The organism is Bacteroides fluxus YIT 12057, assembly GCF_000195635.1.
GTDB lineage: Bacteria > Bacteroidota > Bacteroidia > Bacteroidales > Bacteroidaceae > Bacteroides > Bacteroides fluxus.
In genome coordinates this window covers 83,181-96,535 of the sequence record NZ_GL882693.1, presented here as the reverse complement: position 1 = coordinate 96,535, position 13,355 = coordinate 83,181, and the positions used below count along the sequence as shown (strand labels likewise).

General features: G+C 50.0%; 8 protein-coding genes and 2 pseudogenes. All 10 read right to left on the bottom strand.

Going from position 1 to position 13,355, the window contains the following annotated elements; genetic code table 11:
- Window positions 1–13: 13 nt before the first annotated feature.
- Window positions 14–778 (bottom strand): annotated as a pseudogene (locus tag HMPREF9446_RS16810) (SIS domain-containing protein); the annotation flags it as partial.
- Window positions 775–1,089: pseudogene (locus HMPREF9446_RS19245) on the bottom strand (hypothetical protein); the annotation flags it as partial. The pseudogenes HMPREF9446_RS16810 and HMPREF9446_RS19245, both read right to left, overlap by 4 nt.
- Before the next feature lie 137 nt (window positions 1,090–1,226).
- A complete protein-coding gene (locus HMPREF9446_RS16805) occupies window positions 1,227–2,585 on the bottom strand; it encodes an efflux transporter outer membrane subunit (RefSeq protein ID WP_005816221.1) in 1,359 nt (452 codons plus the stop codon).
- On the bottom strand, window positions 2,586–5,699 hold the full coding sequence (locus tag HMPREF9446_RS16800; protein WP_009126928.1) for an efflux RND transporter permease subunit: 3,114 nt from the start codon (window positions 5,697–5,699) through the stop codon (window positions 2,586–2,588).
- A complete protein-coding gene (locus HMPREF9446_RS16795; protein ID WP_005809248.1) occupies window positions 5,696–6,817 on the bottom strand; it encodes an efflux RND transporter periplasmic adaptor subunit in 1,122 nt (373 codons plus the stop codon). The genes HMPREF9446_RS16800 and HMPREF9446_RS16795 overlap by 4 nt, the downstream gene beginning before the upstream one ends.
- Before the next feature lie 43 nt (window positions 6,818–6,860).
- The gene (locus HMPREF9446_RS16790; RefSeq protein ID WP_008021343.1) at window positions 6,861–8,063 is read right to left on the bottom strand and encodes a GNAT family N-acetyltransferase; all 1,203 of its coding nucleotides are present in this window, start codon (window positions 8,061–8,063) and stop codon (window positions 6,861–6,863) included.
- Window positions 8,064–8,163: 100 nt separating this feature from the next.
- The gene (locus tag HMPREF9446_RS16785; RefSeq protein ID WP_008021340.1) at window positions 8,164–8,736 is read right to left on the bottom strand and encodes a UpxY family transcription antiterminator; all 573 of its coding nucleotides are present in this window, start codon (window positions 8,734–8,736) and stop codon (window positions 8,164–8,166) included.
- A gap of 505 nt (window positions 8,737–9,241) precedes the next feature.
- Window positions 9,242–10,450 (bottom strand): putative resistance-associated DNA invertase, encoded by a 1,209-nt coding sequence (locus tag HMPREF9446_RS16780; RefSeq protein WP_005816149.1) that lies wholly within the window; start codon window positions 10,448–10,450, stop codon window positions 9,242–9,244.
- Between the two features lie 88 nt (window positions 10,451–10,538).
- Window positions 10,539–11,036: a lysozyme family protein gene (locus tag HMPREF9446_RS16775; protein WP_005816141.1), complete on the bottom strand. Its 498-nt coding sequence runs from the start codon at window positions 11,034–11,036 to the stop codon at window positions 10,539–10,541.
- Window positions 11,037–11,089: 53 nt separating this feature from the next.
- Window positions 11,090–13,279, bottom strand: coding sequence for a type IV secretory system conjugative DNA transfer family protein (locus HMPREF9446_RS16770; RefSeq protein ID WP_005816140.1), 2,190 nt, complete (start codon window positions 13,277–13,279; stop codon window positions 11,090–11,092).
- Between the last annotated feature and the right edge of the window lie 76 nt (window positions 13,280–13,355).

Here is a 13,355-nt window from a genome sequence, read left to right as displayed (position 1 = left end):
GATAATATTCTATTCATTCTACGGTAACTGATTTAGCAAGGTTTCTTGGCTGGTCAACATTCCTATCCTTGTTGATGGCGATGTAATAGGCCAGCAACTGCAATGGGACGGAAACAACGAGAGGTGTAAGGCATTCGGGTACGTCGGGCACTTCAAGGCAATGGTCGGCGATGTCCTTCATTGCGTCATTGCCCTTGGTAATGATGGCGACAACCGTACCGCCACGCGCCTTCACCTGCCTTACATTACTGATTATCTTGTCATACAGCGAGTCCGTTGGAGCAATGACCACCGTGGGCATCTCGCTATCTACAAGTGCAATCGGTCCATGCTTCATTTCCGCAGCAGGATAACCCTCCGCATGGATATAGGATATTTCTTTCAGCTTCAACGCACCTTCAAGGGCGGTGGGGTAGTTGTACCCACGACCGAGATAAAGGAAGTTGCGGGCATAGGTGTATATCTTCGACAAGTTCTTGATTTTGTCAGCAAGTCCCAACACATCTTTTATATATAGGGGCATGTTCTTCAACTCCCGGACAATCCTCTCTACGGTTGCATCATCCACAGTACCACGCATCTGTCCCACGCAGAGGGCAAGCAGCATCAGCACCGTTACCTGTCCTGTAAAAGCCTTGGTAGAAGCCACACCTATCTCAGGTCCTACATGGATGTATGTCCCGGAATCCGTATTTCTTGGGATAGAGGCACCCACGACGTTGCAGATGCCATACACAAAAGCCCCCTTGCTCCGTGCCAACTGTATGGCGGCAACGGTTCCGAGCGGTCATACTTCCTTTGTAACTCCATACACTTCTCAAAGGAGAAGTCGGATGCCTCAAAAAGAGGCTGGATAAGGTGGGCGCATTCGTTCAGCAGTCCCTTGACGATGTGGATGTTCATCTCGTGGCAGTTTCGGCAAATTGCACTGTTGCAGTTGATATACCGATGACTGTTGATGAAGTCATCCACATAGCGGTCATACCGCTTGCCATTCAAAATCACATCCTGAAGATAGAGTTCTCTCGCTTCTAAGAGTAACTCAAACAATTCTTCTGCTACATCCTGTTCGGTAGCGAAGTGGGTCAGGTGTTGCTTCTCTTCAAAAAAAGAGAAGACTTTTTAATTTGTTTTTGCATACTAAATTACTTATTTATAAGTTTATGACGACTGAAATATAAAAATTACACAACATGGTTCAGTATTAGGTTATAATTCTTGTAAAGTTACATTCCTCCTCCCAACGCATGGTAAAGTTTAATTATACTTTGTATGCGTTCAAAACGAGTTTGTAACTGTTGCACTTCCGCTTCGAGAAGAGACTGTTTGGCGGTCAGCACTTCCAGATAGGTGGTATTGGAATGACGCATCAGCGATTCTGTCTTTCGCACAGCGTCGCATAATGTTTCAACCTGCCGAGCATTGATTTCAATTTGCGATTTTGCCGTCTGCCATGCGGTCAGAGCATCGTTCACTTCCTTTCCTGCGTTCAGTAATGATTGCCGGAACAACAGTTTGGCTTCTTCCTGACGGCTTTTGGCTATCTTCAAGTTGGCGATGTTTACGCCCCGGTTGAATAACGGCTGTGTCAGGGAACCGATGGCATTAAGTAACCATTGTCCGGGATTTACGATTACGCCACCGCCGTTATTAGTCCATCCAAGAATTCCCGAGAGGGTAATATTGGGATAGAAGGCGGCACGGGCCGCATTGGTGGCGTAGAATGCTTGCGCCAGTTCCATTTCAGCCTGACGCACGTCGGGACGGTTGGAAAGCAGTTGCAAAGGGACTCCGATCGAGACAGTATCGGGGAAAGCAGCCTCGGCCAGATCACTTCGTCCAATCGAGTGTGACGGCATGGCAAGTATCGCAGACAGGGCGTTTTCTGTTTCGGAAATACTCTTGCGTATGGATAACAGGGATGCTTCGAGTCGCATCACGTTCGCCTTTGCCTGCAATACGCCAGCCTCGTTTGATTTCCCCACTTTTTTCAACGCTTCAAGAGTGCGTACGGTAGTCCGCCAGTTCTCCAAAGTCCGGTTACTTATTGTCATTTGTGCGTCAAGCATGGCAAGGGTGTAGTAACTGTCTGCAATAGTGGCGACAAGCTGTGTCTGTACGGCCTGCCGGTAGGCACGGCTTCCTTGTAATGCGGCGGCTGCGCCACGCTTTGCCGCCGTAAGTTTGCCGAAGATGTCCAGTTCCCAGCTTGCCGACGCTCCCACATTATATGTCTTTGCCGTTGCTCCGTCATGTTTATTGGCATTACCTTCGGCAGTCAGTCCCAGTGATGGAAGATATGATAGTCTGGCAGTCATCAGGACGGCTTCTGCCGCTTCCACGCGTAACCGTGCCACATTGAGGTCTGCGTTCCGTTCAAGTCCGGTTTCAATCAAGGACTGGAGTTTCGGGTCGGTAAACATTTCCCGCCACGACAGGGACGCGATGGTCATTGTATCAATGTCCGCCGGCATGTCCCGATACAGATTCTCCGTTGAGAGGTCAGGGCGATGATACCGGCTGTATGTGCCACAGCCGGCAAGCATCCATCCCGACAATATGATATATATTACTGTCTTCTTCATTTAATTATGCTTAACACGTTCTTGGATATATTGGAATACAATAAACAATGACGGCACAAGGAACAACAGAGCCAAAGTACCTACAATCATTCCACCGATTACACCTGTGGCAAGCGAACGGCTGCCGTTGGCACCCACTCCGTGCGCCATCATCAGCGGGACAAGACCGAACACCATGGACAACACAGTCATCAATATGGGGCGCAGGCGGACTTTTGCCGCACTGTATGCCGCCTGTGCCAGCGTCATGCCTTCCGACCGCCGTTTACCGGCGTATTCGGTAAGCAGGATCGCTGTCTTGGCAAGCAGGCCTATAATCATGATAAGTCCGGTCTGCATGTAGATGTTGTTCTCCAGACCGAAGAGCCACGCAAACAGGAAACTGCCCATCAGTCCGCAAGGCACCGACAACAGAACCGCGAAGGGTATGAACACGCTCTCATACAAGGCGCACAGAATCAGATAGACCAGAACCATGCAGAGCAGGAATATAAGCGTGGCATTGTTGGTCGTCTTGCTTTCCTCACGCGAAATGCCGCCAAACTCGTATGTGTAATTTGACGGAAGCACTTCACGTGCCGTCTCGCCGATGGCTTCGAGCACCTGCCCCGAACTGTAGCCCTGAGCCGGAGACCCGCTAATCGAGATGGCGTTGAACAGGTTGAAACGGGTGAGGTCTGACGGGCCGTTGGTCTTGGTCAGGCGCACGAACCGGCTCAAAGGCGACATGCCGCCATCGGTGGCACGCACATACATGTGGTGCAGGGATTCCGCATTCACACGATATTCCGCCGGAGCCTGCATGGTCACATGGTAGAGCTTGGAGAACCGGTTGAAGTCGGAAACATATTGTCCGGTATAATAGCCCGACAATGTGGAAAGCACATCTGCGGGCGACACACCCGACTGTTCGCATTTGGCGGCATCGATATCCACCCAGTATTGCGGATAATCCGTGGCAAAGGAGGAATAGACTTCGCCGATTTCGGGTCGCTGCGACAAGGCTTCGACAAACTTGTCTGCCTCTTCCTTGAAGGCGGCGATGTTTCCGCCCGCCTTGTCCTGCAAATAAAGCTCGAAACCGTTTCCCATGCCGTACCCGGCAATCATCGGAGGCGACATGGCGAACACCGTGGCATCGGGAATATCCGAAGTGGCGGCATAAATCTTTCCGATGACATCATTGACCGACTGCCCCTCTCCCTTACGCTGCTCCCAGTCTTTGAGTGTCACGAAATACATCGCCTGCGAGGGACCGGAACCGCTGAAAGAGAAACCGGCGACCGCACCGCTGTATTCAATCTCGCCGATGCTGTCGAGACGGCTGTTGATACGCTCCATCACCTTACTTGTCTGAGCCATGGATGTGCCGGGCTTCGTGTTCATGCTCACCATGACCGTCCCGGTGTCCTCTTCGGGAATAAGTCCCGTCTTTGTGACATTGACCAGCAGCACCAGCAACCCGAAAGAAATGCCTATGATGCTCCACAACAGCCATCGGCGATGGATAATGAACATCACTCCACGTACATAGCGTCGGCTCAGACGGTCGAAGACGGCATTGAACGCTTTACGGAAACGGGCTGCAAAATTGTTCTTGGTGTTGCCCTGCTCATCGATATAGGGTTTCAGCAGCAGCGCGCAAAGTGCCGGTGAGAGTGTGAAGGCATTGACTGCCGAGATTCCCACGGCAACAGCCATCGTGATACCGAACTGCGTGTAGAACGCTCCCGAAGTCCCGCCCATCATGGCAACGGGGAAAAACACTGCCATAAAGATGATGGTAGAGGTCAGGATAGCCGACGAAACGCCTTTCATGGCATCATCAGCCGCGAGAACCGCAGACTGATAGCCCTCGTCGAACTTCGCCTGCACCGCTTCCACCACCACAATGGCATCATCGACCACAGTTCCGATGGCAAGCACAAGCGCGAACAGGGTGAGCAGGTTGACGGAGAAGCCGATCATGGACATCACGGCGAACGTACCGATAATGGAGACGAAAATGGATATCGTAGGAATAAGCGTGGACTTAATATCTTGCAAAAATACATATACCACCACGATAACCAGAAGTATCGCTTCAATAAGTGTCCGGATAACAGAATTGATGGAAGCATACAGGAACTTGTTGGTATCGGTAAGCACCACGAATTCCGTCCCTTCGGGCAAGTCCCGGCTGAGGTCGTCAAGCACTTCGTGAATCTCCTTGATGGTGCTTGAAGCATTGGACCCGGCTTTCTGGTTGATGAGCATCATGGCTGCCGGATGCCCGTTCACTTCGGAGGAATAGTTGTAGTATTCATCGCCCAGTTCCACATCGGCAACCTCCTTCAGCCGAAGCACATTGCCGCCCGGCAGTGACTTGATGACCAACTCACCGAACTCTTCCGCGCCGGACAAGCGTCCGCGGTATTTCATCGTGTATTCATTGGCGGTAGGATGATTGGCACCGAAGGAGCCGGTGGCGGCCTCGATGTTCTGTCGTGCGAGTACGGTGGATATGTCATCGGGGATAAGCCCGTATTGCGCCATCTTGTCGGGACGCAGCCAAAGTCGCATGCTGTAGTTGGAACCGAACAACTGTGCCTTTCCCACGCCGCTGATACGTTTCAGCCTCGGCTCGACATTGATTTTCAAGTAATTGTTCAGGAAAGTCTGGTCGAAGCGGTCATCGGGCGAATAGAGCGCGAAAGTCATCAGTTCGGCATTCTGCTGCTTTTCAGTGGTGACACCGGTCTTGGTGGCTTCCGCCGGAAGCTGGCTCAGCGCGCCGTTCACGCGGTTCTGCACGTTTACCGCCGCCATGTCCGCGTTGGTTCCCTGCTTGAAATAGATGTTGATGGAAGCATCGCCCGTATTCGATGCCGTGGAAGTCATATAGGTCATGTCTTCCACGCCGTTGATGGCTTCTTCCAGAGGGGTTATCACTGCCTTCTGCACAGTTTCAGCGTTTGCTCCAGGATAAGTTGCGAATACGTTGATGGTCGGAGGTGCGATGTCGGGGTATTGTTCCACCGGCAAGGAAAACATGGAAATCATGCCCAACAGTACAATCACCACCGAGATAACGCCCGAAAACACCGGGCGGTCTATAAAAAATCGCAGGTTCATTTCGTTTCGTTTTTAGGGGTTATGCTCATGCCTTCTCTCACCAGTCCCACGCCTTCGGCGACAATGGTGTCACCGACCGAAAGACCTTCTTTTACGATAAACCGGTTGCCGTCGTTCAGGCGGTCCACCGTGAGATAGGCGGCTTCCGCCTGTCCGTTTTTCAGACGGTAAGCGATAATCTTGTCCTGCAGTTCCACGGTGGCGGTCATGGGAATGGTTACGGCCTCCGTTTTCGGGTTTTGAAGGATGACATTGCCGATGCTGCCACTCAACAGTTCGCGGTCGGGATTGGGGAACAGGGCTTTGATTTGTACCGTTCCGGTAACAGGATCCACCACGCCGCTTACGGTTTCAATACGTCCTTTCGCCTTGTACAGGCTGCCGTCGTTGAGTTGCAGGCCCACTTCCGGCGTCCCGGCTATCATGCTGTCAATCGAGCCATAGCGAGCCGAATATCGCCGTAGCATATTCTCCGAAATGGAGAAATAGGCATACATCTCCGCATTGTCGGACACGACCGTGAAAGGCTGTGCCATATTGGGACCGACAAGCGCACCGATGCGATAGGGCAATGTGCCTACTACTCCGTTGCTCGGGCTTTTGATTTCCGTATAGGAGAGATTGTTGCGTGCATCCGATTCTTGTGCCTTTGCCTGTTCGAGTTCAGCACACGCCACTGCCAGTTGGTTCCGGGCGAGAGAAAGCTCGTAGTCGGATATGACCTTCTCGTCAAACAATGCCTGCTTGCCCCGCAGCTCGATTCTTGCCGTTTCCACTTTTGCCTGTGCCGCGCTGACATTGGCCTGCGCCGTGCGTAATGCCGCCCGATAGGGCACTTGGTCAATTACAGCCAATACTTGACCGGTCTTCACCCGTTCACCCTCTTTCACTTTCAGACGGATAATGCGCCCGGATATTTGCGGCAGGATGTCCACATCCTGCCGTCCGCGTATGGCGGCGGAATAGGACTCGGAGATTTCCACCGGACTTGCCGCGACCTTTATGACCCGATAACTCTGCACCGCATCCTGCTTGCCGTCCGCCTGCCTGCATCCGGTCGGCAGGAACAGCATGAGAGCAAATGCGGCGAAATTCGTGATAATGAATTGCTTGTTCATATTTTCTTCTTGTTTTGTATTAATTCATAATAGGTTTGGTGTGTCACCACTGACGGATGGTATTCCACTCTTTTTCGAGAATGGCATAAACACAGGTATCTTCATATTTTGGGGAGCCGTCAGGATTGTTTACGAATGTCACAAACTCTTTGAAACATCCTTCGCGGCGCATACCAAGACGTTCGCATAAGCGTTTGGAGCGGATATTGTCATCTTCCACAAATCCATAGATACGCCGTGCGCCCGCCTCTCGGAAAAGATAATCCAACAATCCGGCTGCCGCTTCACAAGCGAATCCTTTGCCTTCAAAACGTTTGTTGAAATGCCACCCCACATTATAAGTGTCTTCATTCTCACGCAAAGCGAACACGTCACCGATAATGAAGTCATCTTTTTTCAGACTCACCGCATAGCGCAGCATGTCTTTCGGGGAATACTGCATATATGCCCATGCCGCCTCTCTGGAACAAAGGCGGTCTCCGGCAAAGCAATTCACACGCGGATGGGAAAGATACTCCAACAACCCTTCGGCATCCTTCTGTTTGAAATTTCGAATGATAATTCGTTCGGTTTCGATATATATTTCCTTGTAATAATAAAATGGTATGAGTACGCCCAAAGTAGCGAAGGCAAGCATGGCATAGAGATACTGGTGGAACCAGATGAAGGTCATCCCGTAGAACAGGAAGGCAATGCTGCACAGCCCAGAGGCCAGTCCGTCGATGCCGTCGATGAGGTTGATGGCATTGATGATGAAAACCGTAACGAAAACGGTGAGAGGGATGCTAATCCACGACGGCATGGAATGGATGAACAGCATTCCGTGAAGGTCGGACAGTTCCACTCCGCCAGCCACCAGCATGATGCCGCAGACTATCTGGATAAAGAACTTGGCACGGTAGCGCACACCGATAAGGTCATCGGCAATGCCGACAAGGTACAACATGATGATGGCGCAGAAGGCGTATGCCAATGGCAACGCTTCTGCGCCTATTTCCTTAAGCAGCTCATCATGTCCGGTTGAGACATTGACCGCCAAAAGCAGGACAAAGGAGAAGAACACTACGGGCTTGAAGGCCATACCGCCAAGGCGAGGCACTACACACTGATGTATCTTCCGCTCGTCCGGCTCGTCGAACAGTCGCCTGCGGAAGGCGATGAGCAGAATCTGCGGTATCACGATTCCTGCGAAAAACACGCACAGGAAGAATACCGACAGGATGTTGACAATCCAAATTAAACTCATTCTCTATCTAACTTTAATAGGCCGTTTGTGTCGGTCTGTCCTGTACTAATCCCTCTGTATCAATCAATTCGGGGGGGGGGTAATTCGTGTTTCCATAATCTCAGTCTATGATTTGAATATATTCCGGCTTCACCTCAGCTGAAACCGCCAGTAGGTCGGGAATAATGACGACAAGCTGCCGACCTCTCTTTTTTGCCACTTTTATGAAGTAGCCCTCCACCTGGTCGAACGGTCCGCCATGTACCCTTACTCTTTTACCTTTTTCAATGTTGATTTTATCTTTTTCCTTGTTGATTTCGCTGATTTTGTAGAAGTGTACCTCTTCATCTGCCTGCTTGCACACCTTGATGAAGTTGGTCATGTCTTCATCAGGTACAGTCAGATAGACAAGTTCTCCGCCACTTTTCCATGTGACAAACTGTAGGTCGTAATAATAATTGTGTTTGAAATCAACAATCTTCTGATGACTTGCATGCACAAACACCAGACTATGGATGACGGGTACCATGAAAAAGACTTTCTTGCCCTTGACAGTGCGAAGGACTTTCTGCTTGGGTATGAAATACTCTAAGCCATACGTTTCATTAGAGAGCCGATCTTCGGCAGTATTCTCGTTCTTGTAGGCCCGCATGACATACCACAGTATCTTATCCTTGTCCAATACATTCACCATACTGTTTTGACATGTGTTTTTTGAGAAAAGAACGTACTCATGGTTCATCCAGATATGCGTATCGGTCTGTATATCAGCAACTTTCTATGTGTTTCAACTACAATAGTCATCTATTCTCATCTTTCTGAGTCCACCCCCTGCAAAGCCCCTCTTTACGACATAAAAATTCGGTCGGAAAAGGTATGCAAAAGATGTTTCTCTCTTTAAGAGAAATATCGTTTTGCTAAACAGTTGATATTGAGGTATCATTTTATCGTAAAAGACATATTTGCTCAACAATTGCTTGACGGAAATCAACAAATTTTAGCATTTTTGTAAAAAAGTCGCTATATAATTTGGTGAATTGGAGTTATTTTCATATTTTTGCATCCCGAAGAGTTTCTCTTAAAGAGAGAAACACCTTTTTGCTCAACAATCCCCGACTTTTTTATTATAGTTGCGGTATCACACCGCAATACAATAGTTATAAATATTGAAATAAAGGTGCAGTGAGACGCTGCACCTCCTAAAGAGAATTGATGATGAGATTGTTGGCGTTGTCAACGACAGAGGTGTCCAATGAGGAGAGGTATATCTGTGTGGTTTTCTCGGAGTCATGCCCCAATGCCTCGCTGATAGTAGATACGGGCACGTTCTTGCTCTTGGCTATGCTTGCCCAGGAGTGGCGGGCTACGTAGGTGGTCAGGGGTACGGACAGGCCTATCATTTCTCCGATTTTCTTCAACTGCTTGGTGATACGGCTATAGGCATTCTTGTACTGTCTCCAGAATATGGCTCCCTCTCCTTTTGCTATAGGGAGCAGGTAGGGAGAATCATCTGTTTTGTACTTCGCCACTATCTCCTGCATGGCAGGTTCCCATTTGATGTGCAACTGTTGTGAGGTCTTCTGACGGCGGTAAATGAGCGTACTGCCATGCAGATTGCTTGGTGTAAGTTGTGCCATATCGATGAACGACATCCCACGGGTATAGAAACTGAACAGGAACATATCCCTTGCAAGCTCCAAACGGGGGTTCAGACTCAAGTCCAGCTCTTTCAGTTGCTTGATGATTTCCAAGGGGAGTGCCCGCTTGACGGTCTTGTCGATGCCGGTATATACATGCTTGAACGGTGAGGAAGAGATGACCAGTCCGTCATCTACGGCATGATTGTAGATGGTGCGCAGGTTGCGGATGTAGAAAGAGGTGGTGTTGCGGCACAGTCCGCTGTCTTTCAGCCACTGTTCATAGCCTTGTATCGTTGTCCCATCGACTTCCTCCAATGGCACATCGCCTCCTTTCAGGTAACGCTGGAGGCTGTTGAGGGTGGTTTTGTACCTTGCTACCATCCGCTTCTTGCCGATGCGTCTCAGTTTTTCGTTCAACTCCAGCGTATAGCCGATAATGCCATGTAATTCTTTTCCCTCATGGAAGTTGTCAACGACGGTGTCTGCTGTATATGACTGCCCTTCCTTGTCCAACCGTGCAATGACCAACAGCAGTTTCTTCCTGTCAGCATCCAATGTATCTTTCAAGGAAAGAAGATAGGCTTGACGTTGTGGAGTGACGGAAGTTGGCAAAATGATGTTTGAATGGTCCGCATCCCACTCTGAGGAATAGATTCTGTACTCTGTATGGATCTGACGTGCCACACGATTGTGTATCACCTGATAATACAGGCGACCCTCTTTCTCTTGAACAGATGATGTTCTGAACTTTAATTTGATGGATGCCATAATGCTCTGACTTTAACATTGAAATTGCAATTATTACCTTTATATATAATATAAGTGACAGACAAACAGGTATAGGAGGGATGGTGCCTCACCGCTCGGCATACAACAGCTGATATTCCACCCACCTCCGTTTCCTAATGGATGCCACTGCTTTTCCCCTCCATTTGCAATAGCTCAGATAGAGTGGCAGGATGTCCCTGTCGCCACGTTCCAATCGGGTGAGCAGGGACGCTTTCGGGTATCGTCCATTGCCTAACAACTTGGCTGGTCCAATCTGGTACGAGAGGGTGGCAAGCAGATAAGCATCCCTGCCATAACGGGCATATAGGCGCAGGTGCCGGAGGAGGTCTGTCCGTAACAGCAAATCTGCACGCTGACGTGTCAGTGTTTTCGGGAAACGCTCTCCCTTCTGTAGCTGGTGACCATAGCCCACATAGCCCGGTGTGGTCTTTGGGTCGTGCCAACCCTCGAAGTGTTTGGTAATGGCTACCATCCGTTCAAACAGTGCCCTGTCAATGGTTTGGCTTTGACAGGGCACGCTACAGATGGCCAACATGCTCAATAGTACGATGATGTATCTTCTCATTACATTATTTTATATAGGAGGTGCGATGTCTCACCGCACTCTAATCAATATCACTACATCATAGTGCGGAACTGCTGAATCTCTTTAATCATGGCTTTCACGTCCTCCCCAACCTGAACGAAGTTCTTGTAGAGGATGCGCTCTCGCTCTTCTTTCGACTTGAACTTATAGAACTTAGGGAGAGGGACATACTCCGATTCCTCCTTCTTTATTTCCGTCATATCGAAGTCGGTCTTGCAGTAGAACTTGGATGTCTTGAACTCCTCGCTCTCCTGGATGTTCATGCTTCCGTTCATCCCGGTCTTGGTGACTACGAAGTCACGGGCGGTCTGTCCACATATCCAACCTGTGGGCATATCGGAGATTTTGCTTGCAGGCACCAGGCTGTCCATATTCTCATTGAGGTTGATGGAGGTCTTGTCACGGTCGATGGTCACGCCCTTTTTGAGTTGCACTACTTTACCGAAGATGTCACTCGACAGCCATTCGAGGGTTTCCTTGGCTCTTGCCGAACCGCTCACCACATTGCCCACGGTGGTGATGATTTTCTGCATACCCACCTTGCCATAATCGGCTTCCAACTGCGGAAGTTCCTGAAAGCCAAGTGCCACGCTCACCTTGTTGCTTCGGGCTGTGCCTATCAGTCGGTCTATCTTGTGGAAATACAAGGTCGGCAACTCATCGACGATGATGCTGACAGGAACGTTCTTGCCCTGTCCTGTATTCACCCTCGTTACAAGGCGGTTGAGAATCAAGGCATTCAGTGCACCGATGATGCTCTCCATCTCGGGGTCGTTGGCAATGAGCAGATAACTTGGATTCTTCGGGTCACTGACCTTCAGGTCGAAGTCATCGCCGTCCTTGTGGAATATCCAGTAAGATTCCTTGGTGGCGAGACGGGAGGTATAGACACGTAGCGTGCCAATCATACCTTCCAACTGCTCCATGGCTTTGTTGGCAAAGGCAGTCTGGAACGGGCCAAGCAAGGGGGCTACCTCGTTGTCGGTCTGAAGTACCTCGAAGATGGTCTGATAACTCTCATTGAGGAACGATAGGATATGTGGCATGTCGCTGTACTTGCCCAACCAATAAGCGGGCTGCACCTCCGCGCCCGAATGGTCGAACACCCGTCCTGTGGGTATCAGCCTTTTCGTCTTTGGGTCTTCACGCCGCTCGGCAATCAGCATCTTTCCGTCCTTGTCGTAGGGCTCCTTGCCGTAGTTGCAGAAGAAATAGATGCAGGCGGCAAGGAAGTTGACGGCAGAGGTCTGGAAGAACTGGTCGCTGCCACCGCCGCCTTCCTTCTTGCCTTTTTGCAGGGATTCAAGCAGGGTCTCGGCGGTCTCGCTCGCTGCGGCAAGGTTGTTGATGTACTTCAACTGGATGGGGTTCACACGGCGCGAATACTCCACATCCACAAAGTTGATGATGTTGAACTTCATGCCATGGGGCATCTTGCTGTCCTTGGCATTCTTGTTCTTCAAGTAATGATAGTAGAGTTTGGTGGCGAGAGTGGGAAACTTATAGTCGTACACCACCATGGCAAAGCCCTTCTCGCTGTGCTGCCTGATAAACGGCTCGATGATGGAGAAGGTCTTACCAGAACCAGGAGTACCCACAACCCATGTGCCACGGAACGGATTGACGATGTTCACCCATCCCTTGCGGAACTTGCCCTTGTAATAATAGCGCATAGGGATGTTCACGCTGTACTTGTTCTCCTGCAACTCCCTGCATTGCTCAAAGCTCTCATTCTCGAAGTTGAAGCGGTCTTTCAGCAGCCCTTCCTTCAGGAACTTAGAGATATTGTCGAGGGCGATATGCACCAATACGACACCGACGATGGAAGTGAGCATATAGAGCCAAGTGTTCAAACGGAGGGTATAGAAACAGGGCATTATCGAATGACCGAACAGCCATACGGACTGCACAATCAGCAGCACTCCCGACAGCAGCGGATAGAGCACCTGCCTGCGAGCGTCAAACTCCAGATGCTTCTTGTTGCGCGTTCCCACACAGGTGATACATATCAGCAGGAACGTAGCCACCTTGCTATACACGAGGTTGCCGTCATGGTAAATCATCCACCGCTTGATGCGAGTGTGGATATCCGTCACTACGCCGCCCAAGAAGTCCAACTGCTCCGGCTCCAGTGCGTAGGCGAAGAACTCCATCAGGATGGAGACATAAATCACCGCCCTGAATATCTTGTAAAAACCCTGTAACTCTTTGCTTTCTTCCATTTACTTTACGATGATGTTGGGTGATAATGAGAAAAGATGAAGGATGCCACGGTGGACACCCTCCAATCCTCTTATG

Excerpts from the sequence above, each read along its gene's own strand:
- HMPREF9446_RS16805 (WP_005816221.1), bottom strand. The coding sequence starts at position 2,585 with ATGAAGAAGACAGTAATATATATCATATTGTCGGGATGGATGCTTGCC.
- HMPREF9446_RS16800 (WP_009126928.1), bottom strand. The coding sequence starts at position 5,699 with ATGAACCTGCGATTTTTTATAGACCGCCCGGTGTTTTCGGGCGTTATC.
- HMPREF9446_RS16795 (WP_005809248.1), bottom strand. The coding sequence starts at position 6,817 with ATGAACAAGCAATTCATTATCACGAATTTCGCCGCATTTGCTCTCATG.
- HMPREF9446_RS16790 (WP_008021343.1), bottom strand. The coding sequence starts at position 8,063 with ATGAGTTTAATTTGGATTGTCAACATCCTGTCGGTATTCTTCCTGTGC.
- HMPREF9446_RS16785 (WP_008021340.1), bottom strand. The coding sequence starts at position 8,736 with ATGGTGAATGTATTGGACAAGGATAAGATACTGTGGTATGTCATGCGG.
- HMPREF9446_RS16780 (WP_005816149.1), bottom strand. The coding sequence starts at position 10,450 with ATGGCATCCATCAAATTAAAGTTCAGAACATCATCTGTTCAAGAGAAA.
- HMPREF9446_RS16775 (WP_005816141.1), bottom strand. The coding sequence starts at position 11,036 with ATGAGAAGATACATCATCGTACTATTGAGCATGTTGGCCATCTGTAGC.
- HMPREF9446_RS16770 (WP_005816140.1), bottom strand. The coding sequence starts at position 13,279 with ATGGAAGAAAGCAAAGAGTTACAGGGTTTTTACAAGATATTCAGGGCG.